At 71.7% G+C, this 17,569-nt stretch carries 21 protein-coding genes; 10 read left to right on the top strand and 11 right to left on the bottom strand.

Annotation, left to right across the window (positions count from 1 at the left end):
- Positions 1-96 precede the first annotated feature (96 nt).
- From PKE78_RS12185 to PKE78_RS12160, 6 genes are read left to right on the top strand one after another with little or no spacing between them, the layout of a single operon-like run.
- On the top strand, positions 97-1,152 hold the full coding sequence (locus PKE78_RS12185; protein WP_271201176.1) for a beta-ribofuranosylaminobenzene 5'-phosphate synthase family protein: 1,056 nt from the start codon (positions 97-99) through the stop codon (positions 1,150-1,152).
- Positions 1,139-2,032 (top strand): methylene-tetrahydromethanopterin dehydrogenase N-terminal domain-containing protein, encoded by an 894-nt coding sequence (locus PKE78_RS12180; RefSeq protein ID WP_271201175.1) that lies wholly within the window; start codon positions 1,139-1,141, stop codon positions 2,030-2,032. Before PKE78_RS12185 ends, PKE78_RS12180 begins: the two co-directional genes overlap by 14 nt.
- On the top strand, positions 2,004-3,233 hold the full coding sequence (locus tag PKE78_RS12175) for an ATP-grasp domain-containing protein (protein WP_271201174.1): 1,230 nt from the start codon (positions 2,004-2,006) through the stop codon (positions 3,231-3,233). Before PKE78_RS12180 ends, PKE78_RS12175 begins: the two co-directional genes overlap by 29 nt.
- Positions 3,230-4,189: a methenyltetrahydromethanopterin cyclohydrolase gene (gene mch, locus PKE78_RS12170; protein ID WP_271201173.1), complete on the top strand. Its 960-nt coding sequence runs from the start codon at positions 3,230-3,232 to the stop codon at positions 4,187-4,189. Before PKE78_RS12175 ends, mch begins: the two co-directional genes overlap by 4 nt.
- A 34-nt stretch (positions 4,190-4,223) precedes the next feature.
- Positions 4,224-5,162 carry an ATP-grasp domain-containing protein gene (locus PKE78_RS12165; RefSeq protein ID WP_309299104.1) on the top strand — a complete coding sequence of 313 codons (939 nt, stop codon included), beginning with the start codon at positions 4,224-4,226 and terminating at the stop codon, positions 5,160-5,162.
- Positions 5,152-5,982 (top strand): triphosphoribosyl-dephospho-CoA synthase, encoded by an 831-nt coding sequence (locus PKE78_RS12160; RefSeq protein WP_271201172.1) that lies wholly within the window; start codon positions 5,152-5,154, stop codon positions 5,980-5,982. Before PKE78_RS12165 ends, PKE78_RS12160 begins: the two co-directional genes overlap by 11 nt.
- Here the strand turns inward: PKE78_RS12160 and PKE78_RS12155 are convergent.
- Positions 5,954-6,664, bottom strand: coding sequence for a HisA/HisF-related TIM barrel protein (locus tag PKE78_RS12155; RefSeq protein WP_271201171.1), 711 nt, complete (start codon positions 6,662-6,664; stop codon positions 5,954-5,956). The genes PKE78_RS12160 and PKE78_RS12155 overlap by 29 nt on opposite strands.
- A gap of 111 nt (positions 6,665-6,775) precedes the next feature.
- On the opposite strand from PKE78_RS12155, the gene PKE78_RS12150 reads away from it, so the two are divergent.
- The 4 genes from PKE78_RS12150 to folK are packed head-to-tail and all read left to right on the top strand — an operon-like array spanning position 6,776 to position 9,678.
- Positions 6,776-7,735, top strand: a complete 960-nt coding sequence (locus tag PKE78_RS12150; RefSeq protein ID WP_271201170.1) for an ATP-grasp domain-containing protein — start codon at positions 6,776-6,778, stop codon at positions 7,733-7,735.
- Entirely contained in the window at positions 7,732-8,793 is a 1,062-nt protein-coding gene (locus PKE78_RS12145) for a hydantoinase/oxoprolinase family protein (RefSeq protein ID WP_271201169.1), read from the top strand. Before PKE78_RS12150 ends, PKE78_RS12145 begins: the two co-directional genes overlap by 4 nt.
- A gap of 1 nt (position 8,794) precedes the next feature.
- The gene (gene folB, locus PKE78_RS12140) at positions 8,795-9,166 is read left to right on the top strand and encodes a dihydroneopterin aldolase (RefSeq protein WP_271201168.1); all 372 of its coding nucleotides are present in this window, start codon (positions 8,795-8,797) and stop codon (positions 9,164-9,166) included.
- Positions 9,167-9,168: 2 nt separating this feature from the next.
- Positions 9,169-9,678, top strand: coding sequence for a 2-amino-4-hydroxy-6-hydroxymethyldihydropteridine diphosphokinase (gene folK / locus PKE78_RS12135; RefSeq protein WP_309299103.1), 510 nt, complete (start codon positions 9,169-9,171; stop codon positions 9,676-9,678).
- A gap of 293 nt (positions 9,679-9,971) precedes the next feature.
- On the opposite strand, the gene PKE78_RS12130 is transcribed toward folK, so the two are convergent.
- The 10 genes from PKE78_RS12130 to PKE78_RS12085 all read right to left on the bottom strand — a co-directional run bounded on the left by PKE78_RS12130 (position 9,972) and on the right by PKE78_RS12085 (position 17,567).
- Complete coding sequence (locus tag PKE78_RS12130; protein ID WP_271201166.1) at positions 9,972-10,502, bottom strand: gamma carbonic anhydrase family protein; 531 nt, start codon at positions 10,500-10,502, stop codon at positions 9,972-9,974.
- Between the two features lie 54 nt (positions 10,503-10,556).
- Positions 10,557-10,862 carry a DUF6949 family protein gene (locus PKE78_RS12125; protein WP_271201165.1) on the bottom strand — a complete coding sequence of 102 codons (306 nt, stop codon included), beginning with the start codon at positions 10,860-10,862 and terminating at the stop codon, positions 10,557-10,559.
- A gap of 74 nt (positions 10,863-10,936) precedes the next feature.
- Positions 10,937-11,146, bottom strand: coding sequence for a DUF3126 family protein (locus PKE78_RS12120; RefSeq protein ID WP_271201164.1), 210 nt, complete (start codon positions 11,144-11,146; stop codon positions 10,937-10,939).
- Between the two features lie 122 nt (positions 11,147-11,268).
- A complete protein-coding gene (gene cysE, locus PKE78_RS12115) occupies positions 11,269-12,093 on the bottom strand; it encodes a serine O-acetyltransferase (protein WP_271201163.1) in 825 nt (274 codons plus the stop codon).
- 173 nt (positions 12,094-12,266) lie between these two features.
- The gene (locus PKE78_RS12110) at positions 12,267-13,271 is read right to left on the bottom strand and encodes a Bug family tripartite tricarboxylate transporter substrate binding protein (protein WP_271201162.1); all 1,005 of its coding nucleotides are present in this window, start codon (positions 13,269-13,271) and stop codon (positions 12,267-12,269) included.
- Between the two features lie 155 nt (positions 13,272-13,426).
- Entirely contained in the window at positions 13,427-14,647 is a 1,221-nt protein-coding gene (locus PKE78_RS12105) for a lytic murein transglycosylase (RefSeq protein WP_271201161.1), read from the bottom strand.
- A gap of 167 nt (positions 14,648-14,814) precedes the next feature.
- Complete coding sequence (gene ureC, locus PKE78_RS12100; protein WP_271201160.1) at positions 14,815-16,527, bottom strand: urease subunit alpha; 1,713 nt, start codon at positions 16,525-16,527, stop codon at positions 14,815-14,817.
- 17 nt (positions 16,528-16,544) lie between these two features.
- On the bottom strand, positions 16,545-16,943 hold the full coding sequence (locus PKE78_RS12095; RefSeq protein WP_271201159.1) for a type II toxin-antitoxin system VapC family toxin: 399 nt from the start codon (positions 16,941-16,943) through the stop codon (positions 16,545-16,547).
- Complete coding sequence (locus tag PKE78_RS12090) at positions 16,940-17,206, bottom strand: AbrB/MazE/SpoVT family DNA-binding domain-containing protein (RefSeq protein ID WP_271201158.1); 267 nt, start codon at positions 17,204-17,206, stop codon at positions 16,940-16,942. The genes PKE78_RS12095 and PKE78_RS12090 overlap by 4 nt, the downstream gene beginning before the upstream one ends.
- A gap of 55 nt (positions 17,207-17,261) precedes the next feature.
- Positions 17,262-17,567, bottom strand: coding sequence for an urease subunit beta (locus tag PKE78_RS12085; protein ID WP_271201157.1), 306 nt, complete (start codon positions 17,565-17,567; stop codon positions 17,262-17,264).
- Positions 17,568-17,569: the final 2 nt, after the last annotated feature.

Raw genomic sequence — 17,569 nt, 5'->3', positions numbered from 1 at the left:
GCAACGCGGCGCGACGTTTCGTCCGGCTAGGCTTTTGGCGCATTCCCCGAGGATGGCGTGCGGCTTTTCCGACCCCTATGGTGCGCGCGGAACGCCATGACCGAACACGATCCCCAAAGCCAGCCGCCGCGCACCGGCGCCGAGGCGCCGCACGCGGTCACCGTGCGCGCGCCAGGCCGGCTGCATGTGGGCTTCCTCGACCTCGGCGGCGCGCTCGGGCGACGCTTCGGCGGGCTCGGCGTCTCGCTCGATTCGCCGGCGACGGTGGTGACGCTCGAAGCCGCGAAGCGGCGCTCGGCCAAGGGGCCCGACGCGCATCGCGCCGAGGCGGCGCTTGGCGTCGTCGCGGAGGCCTTCGGGCTCGACGACCAAGTCGCCGTGACCGTGAGCGAGGCCCTGCCTGCCCATTCCGGCCTCGGCTCCGGCACCCAGCTCGGCCTCGCCGTCGGCGTCGGGCTCGCGCGCCTGCGCGGCGTCGACCTGACGCCCCGGCAGGTCGCCGAGGCGCTCGGCCGCGGGCAGCGCTCGTCGATCGGCCTCGGCGCCTTCGAGAGCGGCGGCGTCATCCTCGACGGCGGCCGGGGCGCGCTCGACGCGCCGCCGCCGATCATCTCGCGCATCCCGATCCCCGCCGGCTGGCGCATCCTGCTGATCTACGACCGCGGCCTCGCCGGCCTCAGCGGCTCGCGCGAGACGACCGCGATGGCGTCGCTGCCGCCCTTCCCCGAAAGCCTCGCCGACCGGCTGTGCCGGCTCGCCACGCTCGGCGCGCTGCCGGCCGCGGCGGAGGGCGATGCGCATGTCTTCGGCCACGCGGTCGGCGAGATGCAGCGCCTGCTCGGCGACCATTTCGCCCGCGCGCAGGGCGGCCGCTTCACGAGCCCCGACGTCGCCGACGCGCTCGCCGCGATCGAACAGACGGGCGTGCCCGGCGTCGGACAGAGCTCCTGGGGGCCGACCGGCTTCGCCATCCTCGGCGACGCCGACGAAGCCGCCGAGCTCGCCGCCGCCATGCGCCGCCGCTTCGCCGATCGCCCGAACCTCGCCTTCGAGATCGTCCGCGGCGCGAGCCGCGGCGCCGACATCGCCCTCCGCTCCGCCGCCGCGCCGGACGGGCTCGCACTTACCGGAGACGCAAATGTCCGACGCTGAACCGATCCTCCACATGATCACGCCGCTGAAGCATACGAGCCCGTTCGACGTGAACATGGCCGTGGACGCCGGCTTCCACATCATCTCCGCGAATGTCGAGGTGGGCCTGCAGGACGTCGCGCCGCTGACGCAGGACGCGATGTTCTCGCGCTCGCCCGACGCCGCCAAGCGCACCGTGCTGTTCATCGGCGGCAAGGACGCGAGCCTCGCGCTCGACCAGATGAAGGCGGCGGGCGCCGCGCTGTTCGCGCCGTTCGAGATCTCGATCTTCGCCGACCCCGCGGGCTCGTTCACCACCGCCGCCGCCATGATCGCGCTGGTGGAGAAGAAGCTCGCCGCCACTCGGCCCGAAGGGCTGAAGGGCGCGAAGGTGCAGGTCTACGGCGCGACCGGCATCGTCGGCGGCATCGCCGCGGTGATCGCGGCGCAGGCCGGCGCCGAGGTCACCATCGTCAGCCACCGCGTGATCGAGGACGTCGAGGTCAAGGCGATCGACTTCAAGAAGCGCTTCGGCGTCATCCTGAACTGCGCCGTCGCGACCAACGACGAGGAGAAGAAGGCGCTCGTGCCCGACGCCGAGGTGATCCTGACCGCGGCCTCGGCCGGCGTCGAGGTGATCTCGACCGAGGTGCTGAAGGCCGCGACGAGCCTGCTGGTGGCGGCCGACATCAACGCCGTGCCGCCGACCGGCATCGCGGGCGTCGGCGCCAATGACGACGGCGTCCCCCTGCCCCACGGCGTCGGCGTCGGCGCGCTCGTGATCGGACAGGTGAAGTATCAGGTGCAGCACCAGATCCTGAAGCGGATCCGCGCCTCCGACACGGCGCTCAGGATCGGCTTCCTCGAGGCCTATGAGCTCGCCCGCAAGATCGCCGCGTAAGCCGTTCGACGTCGCCCTGATCGGGCTGTCGACGCGCGCGCTCGCGCGCTCCGCCCGGCGGGCCGGCCTCGCGGCGCTCGCGCTCGACCTGTTCGCGGACGCCGACACGCGCGAGCACGCGGCCGGCGCCGTCCGCGTCCGCCCCCGCCGGCGCGGGGTCGGCCTCGATCCGGCCGCGCTGCTCGCCGCGCTTGAGGCCCATGCCCCGGCGGGCCTGCCGGTGGTGTTCGGCGCCGGCTTCGAGAACGCGACCGAGCTGATGGTCGCGATCGGCCGCCGCCATCCCATCCGCGGCGCGGCGCCCGAGACGGTGCGCCGGCTCAAGGACCCGTTCGCCTTCGCCGCGCTGCTCCGGAGCCTCGACGTCGCGCATCCCGAGGTCGCCGACATCCGCGACCTTAGCAACCTCTCCCCAGGCTGGCTCTCGAAGCGCGTCGGCGGATCGGGCGGCGCGCACATCCGTAGCGTCGGCGGCCGCGCCGTCCGGGAGCGCTACGCGCAGGCCCGTGTGGCGGGATCGCCGTTCTCGGCGCTTTTCCTCGCCGACGGCGCCCGCGCGCGCCTCGTCGCGTTCTCCGCGCAGTGGGCCGATCCGACGCCCGCCGCCCCGTTCCGCTACGGCGGCGCCGTCGGCCCGATCGCGCTTCCGGCCGAGCGCGAACGGGCGGTCGCGGCCATGCTCGACCGGCTCGTGGCGGCCTCCGGCCTTGTCGGCCTCGCGAGCGCCGACATGATCGCGACCGGCGCGGACGGGGCGGATTTCGCGCTGATCGAGATCAACCCGCGGCCGGGCGCCACGCTCGACCTGTTCGACCATGCGCCGCAGCCCTCGCTGCTCGCCGCCCATCTCGACGCCTGCGACGGACGGCTTCCGGACGCGGCGCCTCGTCCCGTTGACGCGCGCGCCGCCGCCGTCGTCTATGCGCCGCATGCGACCACGACGGCCGGCCTGTCCCGGCCGGCGTGGACGGCGGACTGGCCCGCTTCGCAGGCCCTCATTCCGCGCGGCGCGCCGGTCTGCACCGCGCTCGCGGCGGCGGCGACGCCCGAAGCCGCCCGGGCGCTCGTCGAACGCCGGCGCCTCGCCCTGCTCGCCGCGCTGCGCTCCCTCCGCCGCAAGGCGGCCGCCGATCCCGAACTCCAAGATTCCAAACTCCAAAATTCCGCATTCCAGGATCTCGAACCCACGGTGCCCGCATGACCCAGTCCCGCCCGAGCGTGAGCGCGCTCTCGGCTCCTCTCGTCGAGTCCCTGATCGCCGACGCGCAGATCCTGCGGCTTGGGATCGAGCGCACCGCGACCGGCGCGACCATCGTCGACGCCGGCATCAACGTGCGCGGCGGGCTGGAAGCCGGCCGCCGCATCACCGAGATCTGCCTCGGCGGCCTCGGAACCGCGCGCTTCGTCCCCGACCTCCGCTTCCCGCGCTGGCAGACGGCGATCCAGATCACCACCGCCGACCCAGTCATCGCCTGCCTCGGCAGCCAGTACGCCGGCTGGAGCCTGTCGGAAGGCGACTTCTTCGCGCTCGGCTCCGGCCCGGCGCGCGCGCTGTGGGCCAAGGAGGAGCTGTTCGGCGAGCTCGGCTACAAGGACGCGGGCGGCAGCGCCGCGCTTGTCCTGGAGACCGACAAACGCCCGCCGGACTCGCTGATCGCCTTCATCGCGAAGGAGACCGGCGTGGCGGAGGACAAGCTCACGCTGATCCTTACCCCCACCACCAGCCTCGCGGGCTCGGTGCAGGTGGTCGGCCGCGTGCTCGAGGTCGCGCTGCACAAGGCGCACGCCATCCACTTCCCGCTGGACCGCATCGTCGACGGCGTCGGCGTGGCGCCGGTCGCGCCGCCGGCCGCCGACTTCCTCGGCGGCATGGGCCGCACCAACGACGCCGTGCTCTACGGCGGCGAGATCACGCTCTATGTGGAAGGCCCCGAGGACGAGGCCGAGCAGCTCGCGAACGGCCTGCCCTCCTCGACCTCGCGCGACCACGGCCGTCCGTTCGGCGAGATCTTCGCGGGCTACAATTTCGACTTCTACGCCTGCGACGCCGGCCTGTTCTCGCCGGCTGTCGTGACGGTGACCGCGCTCTCCACGGGCAAGAGCTTCAGCGCCGGCGCCTTCGTGCCGGAGCTGGTGGAGAAGTCGTTCCGCGGCTGATCCGCTTTCCCGTCACGCCCGGCGAACGCCGGGCGTGACGGCGTCCGACGTCTCCCAGCACCACGCCGCCATGCCCGATCCCGCCGTCGTCATCTTCACCGAAAAGGCTGACTGGCACAGCCACGGGCTCGCCCGCGCGCTGGAGCGGGAAGGCCTGCGGCCGTTGATCCGGTCGATGACGGAGTGCGGGTTCACGCTTGCGAGCGGCGCGCCGGGCCTGCACATCCCGGGCGTCGAGGGCCTGCCCGAGGCCATATTCGTGCGGCTGATCCCGGCCGGCGACACCGAGCAGATCACCTCCCGGCTCGGCCTGCTGCACGCGGCGCGGTCCATGGGCGTGCCCGTCGTCAACGACGCCCGCGCGATCGAGGTCTGCGTCGACAAGGCCATGACCACCTTCGTGCTGGCGCAGGCCGGGCTGCCGACGCCGCTCACCATCGTGCGCGAGCGCCGCGCCGACGCGCAGGCCGCGCTCGACGCCCACGGCGCGCCGATGGTGCTGAAGCCGCTGTTCGGCGCGCAGGGCAAGGGCGTCGCGCTGGTCCGGCCCGGCGAGCCGCTGCCGGAGCCGGTGGGCGGCGTCTTCTACCTGCAAGCCTTCGTGGAGGCGCGCGGCTCGCGCGCGAGCGGCCGGGCCCACGACTGGCGCGTGTTCACGATCCGCGACCGCGCGGTCGGCGCCATGATCCGGCACGCCGAAAAGGGCTGGATCACCAACATCTTCCAGGGCGCGACCGGCGAGCCGGCGCCCGTCGACGGCGAGGCGGCGGCGCTCGCCGTGCGCGCGGCGGCGGCCGTCGGCGCGGATTACGCCGGCGTCGACCTGATCGAGGACGAGGACGGCCGCTTCCTGGTGCTGGAGGTCAACTCCATGCCGGCCTGGAAGGGCCTCAACGCCGCGACCGGGCTCGACATCGCCGCAGAGCTCGCGCGCGACGTCGCCCGCCGGCTGGCCCGCGCCGATGCCGCCTGAGGGCTTCGGCCTCGCCGAGGTCGCCGCGCTGTTCCGCGCGGCGTGCCAGGCCGAGCTCGGCGCCTTCAAGCCCGGCAACGTCCACGTCTTCCGCGGCGGGCACGGCATGACGGTCGCGACCTTCGAGAAGGCCGCGGAAGTCGCGGCGGTCCGGCTGGTCGCCGGCCGCAGCGTCGGCGAGCGGATCGAGGGCGCGGTCAAGGCCTCGCTCGCGGCCGTCGGCTGCAACGCCAATCTCGGCATCATCCTGCTGTGCGCGCCACTCGCGGAGGCCGCGCTGTCGCTCGGACCGGACGAGGAGCTGCGGCCCGCGCTGGCGCGGACGCTGTCGCGCCTGACCGTCGCCGACGCGGAGGCCGCCTACCGCGCGATCGCCGCCGCCAATCCCGGCGGGCTCGGCTCGGCGCCGGACCAGGACGTCGCGGACGCGCCGACCGTCACGCTGCGCGCCGCCATGTCCCAGGCCGCGCACCGAGACCGGATCGCGCTGCAATACGTCACCGACTTCGAGGACGTCTTCGCCTCCGCGGCCGCCTATGACGCGAGGCCTCCCGGCCGGGCGGCGGTCGAGGACGTCTATCTCGGCCTGCTCAGCCTGTTCCCCGACAGCCATGTCGCCCGGAAGTTCGGCGCCGAGACCGCGGAGACGCTGCGGCGGGAGGCGGCGGCCTTCGCGGCTTCCCTCGACGCCGAGCCAGACCGCGACCGCGCGCTCGACGCCTTCGACCTGCACCTCAAAGCGCGCGGCCTAAACCCCGGCACCACCGCCGACCTGACGGTGGCCGCGGTGTTCACCGCGCTTCTGCAGCGAAACCGCTGAGCGCGGCGTGGTCGAGCCGCCCGTCGTGCAGCGCGCTCGCGACCAGCGCGCCGGCCGCGCCGGCGGCCCTCAGCGCCCGCAGATCGTCGATGCCGCGCACGCCGCCGGCGGCGAACACCTGCCGCCGCGCGCCCGCGCGCGCCGCCGCGTCGCCCACGCGTTCGAGGTCCGGCCCAAGCCCGGCGCCGACGCGGGCGAGCGTCATGACGATCACCCGCCGCGGCCACAGCCGCACGTCCTCGTGCGCCTCGACCGGCCCCAGCCGGCCGCGGGCGTCGTGATCGAGCGACAGCACCGCCTCGCCGGCGCCGAGCGCGCGCTTCAGCGCGAACACGTCGGCGAAGGATTCCGTGCCGAGGATGGAGATCCCCGGCCCCGCGACGGCGCGGCGGCGCAACGCCATCACGTCGGTCTCGCCGCGGTCGACCCAGATCTCGAGGTCGCGAAACGTGGCGGCGATGGCGGCGATCTCGACGTCGTGAGAGCCCCTGCCCCGGATGGCGTCGAGGTCGGCGACGTAGAGCCGGCGGAACGGCGCGAGCGCCAGCAGCGCGGCGACGATCGCGAGCGGCGCGGAGCCCCGGACCAGCCGCGATTCGATCGGCTGGTAGGCGTCGCGCTCGCCGCGCCGCGCATGCACGACCCTTCCGCCCATCAGGTCGATCACGGGGATGACGTCCAAAATCCAAGCACTCCCCGGCGGTCGACGGTTTCGTCCGCGGCCGCGCGCGCCTATGGTCCGGCCCGGTCGGTTGCCGGTGAAGCGTCGCCGGCGGTTTCGGAACGAATCCCCGTGCGCCTGCTTCTCTGCGAATTCGTGACCGGCGGCGGCATGCATGGCAATCCCCTGCCGGCGTCGCTGGCGCGCGAGGGCCTGCTGATGCGCGACGCGCTCGCCCGCGACCTCGTGGAGCTATCCGGCGTCGCGCTGACGACCACCGCCGACCCGCGCCTGCCCGCGCCGCCCGGAGGCCACGCAGCGACGCTCAGCGAGGGCGACGATCCGTGGCGGCTCTGGGCCGACCTCGCCACGGAGGCCGATCTCGTCGTGGCCTTAGCGCCCGAGACCGGCGGGCTGCTCGCCCGCCTCGTCGCGACCTGCCGGGCGGCCGGCGCCAGCGTGTTCGGGTCGGACGACGAGACGATCCGCATCACGACCTCGAAGCGCGCGACCGCGGCGCGGCTCCGGGCCGCCGGGATCGCAACGCCGCCGGCCTGGGCGCCGGACGCGACGCCGGACAAAGCCTGCGGCCCGTTCGTGACCAAGCCCGACGACGGCGCCGGCTGCGAGGACACGCGGTTCTGGCTGGACCGGCCGCCTACGGGCGCCGTCTCAGTAAACCACGTCGTACAGCCCTTTATCGAGGGCGACGCGGCGAGCCTGCTCGTCGCCCGCGGCGGCGACGGCGGCGTTGTGATCCTCTCCGCAAACCGTCAGCTTGTCCCTGTCGAGGACGGCGCGTTCCGCTTTCGAGGCCTCGACGTCGGCGCGCTCGACCGCGAGCGTCCCGACCTCGTCGCCGTCGCGCATGCGGTCAAGGCCGCCCTCCCCGGCCTCGACGGCCTGTTCGGAATCGACCTCGTCCTCGGCGCCTACGGTCCCGTCGTGATCGAGGTCAATCCGCGCCCGACCACCGCCTATGCCGGCCTGCGGGCGTCGCTCCGGCTGAACCCGCTGCGGCTCGTCGCGCCCTTCGCCGACGCCGCCCCGCCCACGCGCCTAGCGACCCGGCCGGTGGAGCTCAGGCTGTGACGGAAATCGTCGGGCTCGACGTCGGCGGCGCGCATCTGAAGCTCGCGCGCCTCGCAGCCGGCGACCGGCTCGCGGCGGTGCGCATCGTCCCTTGCGCGCTGTGGCGCGGGCTCGACCGGCTCGACGCGGCGCTCGACGATCTCGCGGGCGATATCCCGCACGACGCGCCCGTCGCCGCCACCATGACCGGGGAACTGGTCGACCTCTGGCCGGACCGGGCCACGGGCGTCGCCGCCATCGCCGGCGCCCTCGCCCGCCGCTTCGGCGCGGGCCGGCTCGCGCTCTACGCCGGCGCCGAAGGCTTCCTCCCGGCGGACCACGCCGGCGAGCGCGCGGAGGCCATCGCCTCCGCGAACTGGCGCGCCACCGCCGAGGCGCTCGCCGCGGAAGGCGACGCCGGCCTGATGGTCGATATCGGCTCGACGACCTCCGACCTCGTGCCCTTCACGGACGGCCGCGTCGCCGCGCGCGGCGCGACCGACGCGGAGCGCATGGCGCTCGACGAACTGGTCTATCTCGGCGTCGCCCGTACGCCGGTGATGGCGATGGCGCCGCGCCTGCCCTTCGCCGGCGCCTGGGTCACGCCGATGGCCGAGCATTTCGCGACCAGTGCCGACGTCCACCGCCTGACCGGCGACCTGACCGAGGGCGCGGACCTGCACCCGGCGGCCGACGACGGCCCCAAGACGCGCGAGGCCAGCGCCCGGCGGCTGCTCCGCATGGTCGGCGCCGATCTCGACGCGACGACATGGGCCCAGGCCGAGACGCTGGCGCGCTACCTCGCGGAGGCGCAGCTCCGCCGGCTGCACGACGCGGCGATCGGCCTGCTGAGCCGCCCGGACGCCGCGGCGCGGACGGTCGTCGGCGCCGGCGTCGGTCGTTTTCTCGCGAAACGTCTGGCGGGCAGGCTCGGGCTCGGCTATCGCGACATCGGCGAGGCGTTCGCCGACGATCCCGCGCTGCAGGCTCCCGCCGCGGACTGCGCGCCGGCCGTCGCCGTCGCCCGCCTTTTCGCGTCGGGGTCCGCAACCTCACGCCGCCCTGACGAGTTCGACTGAGATGAGCGATCGCATTTTCCTCCGCGGCGTACAGGTGCACGCCTATCACGGCCTGTTTCCGGAAGAGCAGAAGCTCGGCCAGCGCTTCGTGTTCGACGTGGACTACTGGCTCGACGCCAAACCTTACGCCCGCGACGACGATTTCAGCGGCGCGGTGTCCTACAACGACGTGTTCAACACGGTGGTCGAGATCGCCACGACCGAGCGCTTCGATCTGATCGAGGCTCTGGCGGAGCGCATCGCCGGCGTCATCCTGGAGCGCTACGCCGCGGTGAACGCGGTGCGCGTCGAGGTGCACAAGCCGGCCGCCCCGATCGCCGGCGTGTTCTCCGACGTCGGCGTCGAGATCATCCGCCGCCGCGGCGAGGCGTGAGCGTGGCGAAGACGGAGATCGGGCTCGGCTTCGGCAGCAATGTCGGCGACAAGGTCGCGAATCTCAGCCGCGCGATGGAGCGCGTGTTCGACGGCCGCCACATCCGCTTCCTCGCGGCGTCGTCGTTCTGGCGCAGCGCGCCATGGGGCTATGTGGAGCAGGACTGGTTCGCCAACGCCTGCGCGGTCGGCGAGACCGAGCTTTCGCCGGAGGAGGCGCTCGCCTTCACCCAGAGCGTCGAGGAGGAGGTCGGCCGCCACAAGACCTTCCGCTGGGGCCCGCGCGAGATCGACGTCGACATCCTCTATCTCGGCGACGCCCGGGTCGCCTCGGCGCGGCTGATCGTGCCACACAAGGAGATGTTCAACCGCGCCTTCGTGCTGGCGCCGCTGGCGGAGATCCGCCCCGACCTCGTGCTCGACGGCGCCTCGATCGCCAAGGCGACCGCCGAGGCCGACACCGCCGGCCTGGAGATCATCGCACCGCCCTGGCGGCCGGCGGGAGCGCTTTGAGAACGATCGCCGCCGTCTAAGTTTGGCCGCGCCGTCATGCCCGCGCCTTCGCGGGCATCCACGACTTCATGCAGCGTTTCCACGTCCAAGTCGTGGATACCCGGCTTCGCCGGGCATGACGGGAAGTGCGCATGGGAAACGCCGCGCGTCCTTGTCCCGGCCTTGAGCCGGGACCCATAAACGCCGACACCTCAAGACTAAGCGACGACATCGTCGCGGCTTTTCTATCGCGGTCATGGGTCTGGGTCCCGGCTCAAGGCCGGGACAAGCAAGAGCGACCGTCTCCGACCGCCTCAGTCCACCCGCTTCATGCCGGCGGCGAAGCGGCGGGAGTTGGCGACGTAGCGGCCGGAGGTGCCGAGCAGCTTGATCTCCCACTCGCCGCCAAGCGTCTTCACGGCCTTCGCCGGCGAGCCGACGATGAGGGAGAAGTCCGGAAACTCCTTGCCCTCCGTCACCAGCGCGTTGGCGCCGACGAGGCAGGACTTTCCGATCTTCGCGCCGTTCAGGATGGTCGCGCCCATGCCGACGAGGCTGCCCGCGCCGATCGTGCAGCCGTGGACGACGGCGCCGTGGCCGAGCGTGCAGTCCGGCCCGATGTCGAGCGGGAAGCCCGGATCGGTGTGGAGGATGCAGCCGTCCTGGACGTTGGAACGGGCACCGATGGTGATGCGCTCGTTGTCCCCGCGCAGCACGGCCGAGAACCAGACGCTGGCGTCCTCTCCCAGAGCCACGTCCCCGACCACGATCGCGTTTTCGGCCACGAAGTAGCGGCCGCTCGCGGGCGTCTGCGGCTTCACGCCGTCGAGTTCGTAAAGCGCCATGGCTCGGGCTCCGTTTGTTGATCTTGGTCCGGGGCGCGACCGTCCAGGCGCAGGTCAGACGCCGATCGCGGTCAGCGCCGCCGACCCTAGCGCAAGGCTCCACAATCCGGCCAGCACCGTGCCGACGAACACGCCGACGGCCGAGCGGCCGCGGTTGCGCGGCGCAGCCAGGTTGCGCGCCAGCATGTAGGGCGCGGCGATGGTCACGAGCGGCACCGCCACCACCGCCAGCAGGTCCGGCGCGCGCAGCAGCCGGAAGCTCGCCCGCCGCGCCGTGGCCGCCTCGAAGGCGGACGCCGTGAGCCCGGACAGCGCGAAGCCGAGCGCGAGCGTCAGGCATCCGGTCAGAAAGGGCGGCATCTCGGCTCCTTCGCGCGACGTCAGGGCTTAAGCCTCCGTCGAGCAAGCGCCATGCCGTCCCGCAGCGGGACGGTTCAGTCGAGATCGGTCTCGAGGATCGCCATCTGGAAGTTGTAGGAGAGGTCGCCGTCCTCGTCGTCGCGGAACAGCACGCCGACGAACTCGTCGCCGAGGTAGACCTCGGCGCTGTCGTCCTTGCGCGGGCGCGCGACGACGCGGACCGTCTGATTCTGGAACAGTTTGCGCATGTAGGTCTGCACGCGCTCGAGTTCGCGCTTGTCCAAGATCGCCTCCGGGCATGGGTCGGAATAGGGAGCGCGGCGCGGACGCGACCGTCTCTGCTGGGCCGCCGACTTGCCACGCCGCGCCGCCGGAGGCAAGGCGCAGGCGGGACGGCCGGGCGGGATCAGAGACCGGCGTCGTAGAAGATCTGGTCCATGCTGCGGGACGGCTCGGCGCAGGGCGATGCGCCGACGACCCGCGCCGGCACGCCGGCGACCGTCACGTTGGGCGCGACCTCGTGCAGCACCACCGAGCCCGCGGCGACGCGCGAGCAGTGGCCGACCTCGATGTTGCCGAGGATCTTGGCCCCGGCCCCGATCAGCACGCCATGGCGGATCTTCGGGTGCCGGTCCTCGTTGCTTTTGCCGGTGCCGCCGAGGGTGACGCCGTGCAGGATCGAGACGTTGTCCTCGATCACCGCGGTCTCGCCGATCACGACGCCGGTGGCGTGATCGAAGAACAGGCCGCGGCCGATGCGGGTCGCGGGGTGGATGTCGACCTGGAACGTCGACGACGACAGGCTCTGCAGGTAGAGCGCGAAGTCGCGACGCCCCTCGGTCCACAGCCAATGCGCCAGACGGTGGGTCTGGATGGCGTGGAAGCCCTTGAAGTAGAGCAGCGGCTCGATCGCGCGGGTGCAGGCGGGGTCGCGGTCGACCACGGCGGCGACGTCCGCACGGATCGCGGCGCCGATCTCGCCGTCCGCGGCTACAGCCTCCCCGAACGTCTGCCGGATCAGGTCGCCCGACACCTCGTCGCGGTCGAGCCGCGCGCCGAGGCGATGGCCGACAGCCTGCTCCAGCGTCTCGTGGTTGAGCACGGTCGCGAACAGCAGGGCCGCGACCTCCGGCTCCCGCCGCACCGCGTCCTCGGCCTCGGCGCGGATACGCGCCCAGATCGGATCGAGCGTCAGCAGGTTATGGCTTTCGGCGCGGGCCAGCTTCGCCATGATCGTCTCAACTCCCGTGGCCCGAAGGCCCTTGTCTTATCATCGTACCACAGATGGGCGCGGCGGGCCGGCTGTGAAGCCCCGCGCGTCGCTCATATCCGCCACGCGCTCGCGCGGACGGCCCGATCCGGCGGAGGCCGGACCGGGCCGCTCGGTCGCAGGCGCGCCGCGCGTCAGTCGATCTGTGCGCCGGAATCCTTGACGATCGGCGCCCATTTCGCGAGTTCGGTCTTCACGAGCGTCGCGAGCTCGTCCGGACCGGAGCCGACGACGACGGCGCTGAAGTCCGACAGCTTCGCCTTCACCGCCTCGTCGGCCACCGCCTTCACCGCCGCGTCGTGCAGCCGGTCGATCGCCTCCTTCGGCGTGCCGGCCGGCGCGAACAGCGCGTTCCACGAATAGGTGTCGTAGCCCGGCAGCGTCTCGGCGATCGCCGGCAGGTCGGGGAAGGTCGGCACCCGCTTCGCGGTCGTCACGCCGAGCGCGCGCAGGCGCCCCGCTTTGATGTGCTCGGTCGAGGACGGCATGTTGTCGAACTGGATCGGCACCTGGCCCGCGATCACGTCGACAAGCGCCGGCCCCGAGCCCTTGTAGGGGATGTGGACCAGGTCGACGCCGGCGAGCTTCTTGAACAGCTCTCCCGAGAGATGCAGCGGCGAGCCGTTGCCGGACGAGGCGTAGGAGTACTTGCCGGGATTGGCCTTCGCGAGGTCGATCAGCTCCTTCACCGTCTTCGCTTCGAAGTTCGGATTGACGGTGAGGACGTTCGGCACGTTCACGAGCAGCGAGATCGGGGCGAAGTCGGTCTCGGCGTTGTAGGAGATCTTCTTGTAGAGCGCCGGGTTCAGCGCGTGGGTCGCGACCGTGCCCATGAGGATGGTGTAGCCGTCCGGGGCGGCCTTCGCGACCGTGCCCGCGCCGAGGTTGCCGCCCGCGCCGCCGCGGTTGTCGACGATCACCTGCTGGCCGAGCGCGTCGCCCATCTTCGCCGCCACGAGGCGCGCGACGAGGTCGGTCGAGCCGCCCGGCGCGAACGGCACGATCAGGGTGACGGGGCGGCTCGGGAAGCTCTGCGCGAGCGCCGGCCGGGCGAGCGTTCCGAGCGCCGCGGCGCCAGCCGCTCCGCCCAGCAGCCCTCCGAAGCTGCGACGCGTAAGGTTGAAAAGATCGTTCGACATCGACGTTCCCTTGTTCGTTTCTTCTGCGGCCGTCGCGGCCGTCGCCAGTTCCGGGCCGCCGGACTGTGGCATGCCGTCGCGCCGCGGTCGACAGGTTCGCGGCTTGGCGATGGCGGCCGCGATCACGACAGCGTCGGCGACGCCGGAAATCGCGGTCAGCGTCCCGCGGACTTCACCAGCGTCGCGTCGGGGAAGCAGGTCGGCGGCAGGCCCTTCGACTGCTGCCAGCGCCCGATCGCGACGCGGGTGCGGAAGCCGACGAGCCCGTCCGCGGTGCCGACGTCGTGGCCGAGCGCCTCCAACCGCCGCTGCATGGCGGCGACGTCCTCGCGGTCGAAGCCCTTCGGCGCGGTCCAGCGCCCGGCGATCGGGCGGCCCTGCCCGTAGCGGTCCGCGAGATGGCCGACGAACAGGGCGTAGAGGTCGCTCTCGTTGTACTTCTTGATCGCGTAGAAGTTCTCGGACACGAGGAAGGCGGGACCCGCCCGGCCCGCGGGCATGAGCAGGAACACCCGGCGACCGGGGTCCTTCGGCAGCGCCCCGCCCGGCTTCGGCTTCACGCCGAGCGTCACCCACTCCGCGACCGTCTTGCCCTGGTCCGGCCCCTCGAAGGCGCAGGAGACGCCGGCCGGCAGGTCGATCTCGACGCCCCAAGGGCGGCCCGCGATCCAGCCGTGAAGCTGGAGGTAGCGGCCGATCGAGCCCAGGACGTCGGGGGTCGAGCGCCAGATGTCGCGCTTGCCGTCGCCGTCCATGTCGACGGCGTTCTCGAGGAACTTCGACGGCAGGAACTGCGGCTGACCCATGGCGCCGGCCCAGGAGCTCCGCATCTCCTCGCGCGTGAGGTGATCGCCGTCGAGGATCTTCAGCGCGGCGATCAGTTCGGGCAGGAACTGCTGCTTGCGCGCGCCCATGAAGCTCAGGGTCGCGAGCGCTCTCAGCGCGTCGTTCCGCACCGGGGCGCCGCCGTAGCGCGACTCGCGCGCCCAGATCGCCACCACGATCTCGGCCGGAACGCCGTAGCGCCGCTCCACCTCCGCCAGGACGCGGGCGTTCTCGGACAGCCGCTTGCGGCCCTCGGGGAGCAGACCGGCGATGTTGGGCTCGGCGACGTAGCGGGCGGGGTCGGAGAACTCCGGCTGGCGCTGGACGCGCGGCGGCGGAGCGCCCGGCGGCGCGAGGTCGGGCAGCGACCAGTCCAGCGCGACGCCGGAGAACGCCGCGTCGATCGTCTTGGCGCCCACGCCCGCCTTCAGCGCGGCGGGACGGACGGTGGAGGCGAGCCAGCTCTGGAACTGGGCCTCGACCTTCGGCCGCTGCGCCTCGGGAAGGGTTTCGGCGTGGGCGGGCGCGGCGAAGGCGAGGAACGCAAGCAAAACCGCCGCACGCTTCTTGTCCCGGCCTCGAGCCGGGACCCAGAAACACAGGTTCCGCCAAAGCGAGCGCGGTAACGTCGCGGCGTCTCTGAAAGCGAAGGCGCGTCTGGGTCCCGGCTCGAGGCCGGGACAAGGGCTGCGGCGCGCCATGACGCCGAGAACCTTCCTCAGAACAGGAAATACCGCTGCGCCATGGGCAGGACTTCGGCCGGCTCGCACGTCAGAAGCTCCCCGTCGGCGCGCACGTCGTAGGTCTCGGGGTCCACCTCGATGACCGGCGTGGCGTCGTTCAGAATCATGCTGGCCTTGGATATCCCGCCGCGCACGTTCGTCACAGCCACGAGTTCGCGCGTGAGGCCGAGCCGCTGGCTGAGGCCGTCCTCAATCGCCGCCTTCGAGGTGAAGATCACCGAGGACTTCTGCATCGCGCGCCCGAACGAGCCGAACATCGGGCGATAGTGCATCGGCTGCGGCGTCGGGATCGAGGCGTTGGGGTCGCCCATCGGGGCCGCGGCGATCATGCCCATCTTCAGCACGAGGTCGGGCTTCACGCCGAAGAAGGCCGGCGACCACAGCACGAGGTCCGCGAGCTTGCCGACCTCGACCGAGCCGACATGGCCCGAGATGCCATGCGCGATCGCCGGGTTGATCGTGATCTTGGCGACATAGCGCCGGACGCGGACATTGTCGTTGTCGCCGGTCTCGTCCTTCAGGCGCCCGCGCTGGACCTTCATCTTGTGGGCGGTCTGGAAGGTGCGGATTCCGACCTCGCCCACCCGGCCCATGGCCTGGCTGTCGGACGAGATGACGGAGAGCGCCCCCATGTCGTGGAGGATGTCCTCGGCGGCGATCGTCTCCTTGCGGATGCGGCTCTCGGCGAAGGCCACGTCCTCGGAGATCGAGGGATCGAGGTGATGGCACACCATGAGCATGTCGAGATGCTCGTCGAGCGTGTTCACCGTGTAGGGCCGCGTCGGGTTGGTCGAGGACGGGATGACGTTCGGAAGGCCCGCGACCTTGATGATGTCGGGCGCGTGGCCGCCGCCGGCGCCTTCGGTGTGGAAGGCGTGGATCGTGCGGCCCTTGAAGGCCGCGATCGTGTCCTCAACGAAGCCGCTCTCGTTCAGCGTGTCGGAATGCAGCATGGCCTGCACGTCGAAGGCGTCGCAGACGGTCAGGCAGCAGTCGATCGCCGCGGGCGTGGTGCCCCAGTCCTCGTGAAGCTTCAGCGCCGCCGCCCCGCCTCGGATCTGCTCCTCGAGCGCGGCGGGGAGCGAGGCGTTGCCCTTGCCGGAGAACAGCAGGTTCATCGGAAACGCTTCGGCGGACTCGATCATCCGCGCCAGATGCCAGGGGCCGGGCGTGCAAGTGGTGGCGGTCGTGCCGGTCGCAGGGCCGGTGCCGCCGCCGATCATGGTGGTGACGCCGGAGGCGATCGCGTCGTCCACCTGCTGCGGGCAGATGAAGTGGATGTGGGCGTCGATCAGCCCCGCAGTCAGGATCTTGCCCTCGCCCGCGATCACCTCGGTGCCCGGCCCGACGACGATGGTCACGCCCGGCTGCACGTCCGGATTGCCCGCCTTGCCGATGGCCGCGATGCGGCCGTCCCTGAGGCCGACGTCCGCCTTGATAATCCCGGAGTGATCGATGATCAGCGCATTGGTGATGACGGTGTCGACCGCCCCCTGCGCCCGGCTCGCCTGGCTCTGGCCCATGCCGTCGCGGATCACCTTGCCGCCGCCGAACTTCACCTCTTCGCCATAGGTGGTGAAGTCCTTCTCCACCTCGACGATCAGCTCGGTGTCGGCAAGCCGCACCCGGTCGCCGACGGTCGGGCCGAACATGTCGGCGTAGGCGGAGCGGGAGATCTTGGCGGGCATGGGCGGGATCTCCGCGATCAGGCGAGCGGTTTGAAGGGTTCGCGGCCGCCAGCCTTGTGGTCGATCGTGACCGTAAATTCGGCTCCGGCGTCGCGATTGAGTTCGGCGATGAGGTAGTCGGCGAAGCCGGCGCCGCCGACCTTATAAGCGGCAAGCGCCCGAACCACGGCGGGGGCCTCCCCAACCACGAGATGCTCAAAGGCGAGTATGCCTTCGAGCAGCCGGACCATCCCCGGCCTTTGGTAATCGGGATGCTTCCGCAAGGACCACACGAGTTCGGCGAGCGTAAGCGGGCTCACATAGCCGGGACGTTCCGCGGTCAGATCCTCTTCAAAGAACCGATCCGCAACCGGACTCCAAACTGGGTCGTCATCGAGAAAATACCGCATGAGGACATTGGTATCGACGCCGATCACAAATCAGGCTCCGTCCGGTCTTTCGCAGTCCGACGCCGAACGGTGTCGTAGATCGCCTCGTCGACGTCGAACGGCTGGGCTGTCGGACCGAAGATCCCCTTGAGATGCCGCATCGTCTTCGTCTTTGCGATCACGCGCACGTCTCCATCGGCGCCGACGACGAACTGCACCGACCCGCCGGGCTCCAGTCCAAGCGCGCGGCGCACCTCAACGGGAATGGTGGCCTGCCCCTTCAGAGATGTCTTCGCGTCAAACCTACCCATCGTAAGAATCCTTACACGAGCAATCCTTCCTTACTTTACGCCTGACGCCCTACACTCACAACGGTCCCATGACGTCCTGCCGGAAGCCGAACACCTTCCGGTCGCCGCCGAAGGGGACCAGCGTCACACTGCGGGTCTGGCCCGGCTCGAACCGCACCGCGGTCCCTGCGGCGATGTCGAGCCGCATGCCGCGAGCCTTGGCACGGTCGAAGGACAGGCCGGCGTTGGTTTCGGCGAAATGATAGTGGCTGCCGACCTGGACCGGCCGGTCGCCGGTGTTCGCGACGTCGAGCGTCACGGTGGGGGCGCCGGCGTTCAGCTCGATGTCGCCGGAGGCGGGGAATATTTCACCGGGGATCATGT

The organism is Methylopila turkensis, assembly GCF_027922325.1.
GTDB classification, from domain to species: domain Bacteria; phylum Pseudomonadota; class Alphaproteobacteria; order Rhizobiales; family Methylopilaceae; genus Methylopila; species Methylopila turkensis.
The sequence above is the reverse complement of the archived record's forward strand: the minus strand, read 5'-3'. Positions and strand labels throughout refer to the sequence as shown.

Coding starts and splice junctions, on each gene's coding strand:
- PKE78_RS12185 (WP_271201176.1), top strand. CDS start 97: ATGACCGAACACGATCCCCAAAGCCAGCCGCCGCGCACCGGCGCCGAG.
- PKE78_RS12180 (WP_271201175.1), top strand. CDS start 1,139: ATGTCCGACGCTGAACCGATCCTCCACATGATCACGCCGCTGAAGCAT.
- PKE78_RS12175 (WP_271201174.1), top strand. CDS start 2,004: ATGAGCTCGCCCGCAAGATCGCCGCGTAAGCCGTTCGACGTCGCCCTG.
- mch (WP_271201173.1), top strand. CDS start 3,230: ATGACCCAGTCCCGCCCGAGCGTGAGCGCGCTCTCGGCTCCTCTCGTC.
- PKE78_RS12160 (WP_271201172.1), top strand. CDS start 5,152: ATGCCGCCTGAGGGCTTCGGCCTCGCCGAGGTCGCCGCGCTGTTCCGC.
- folB (WP_271201168.1), top strand. CDS start 8,795: ATGAGCGATCGCATTTTCCTCCGCGGCGTACAGGTGCACGCCTATCAC.
- PKE78_RS12130 (WP_271201166.1), bottom strand. CDS start 10,502: ATGGCGCTTTACGAACTCGACGGCGTGAAGCCGCAGACGCCCGCGAGC.
- PKE78_RS12125 (WP_271201165.1), bottom strand. CDS start 10,862: ATGCCGCCCTTTCTGACCGGATGCCTGACGCTCGCGCTCGGCTTCGCG.
- cysE (WP_271201163.1), bottom strand. CDS start 12,093: ATGGCGAAGCTGGCCCGCGCCGAAAGCCATAACCTGCTGACGCTCGAT.
- PKE78_RS12110 (WP_271201162.1), bottom strand. CDS start 13,271: ATGTCGAACGATCTTTTCAACCTTACGCGTCGCAGCTTCGGAGGGCTG.
- ureC (WP_271201160.1), bottom strand. CDS start 16,527: ATGCCCGCCAAGATCTCCCGCTCCGCCTACGCCGACATGTTCGGCCCG.
- PKE78_RS12090 (WP_271201158.1), bottom strand. CDS start 17,206: ATGGGTAGGTTTGACGCGAAGACATCTCTGAAGGGGCAGGCCACCATT.
- PKE78_RS12085 (WP_271201157.1), bottom strand. CDS start 17,567: ATGATCCCCGGTGAAATATTCCCCGCCTCCGGCGACATCGAGCTGAAC.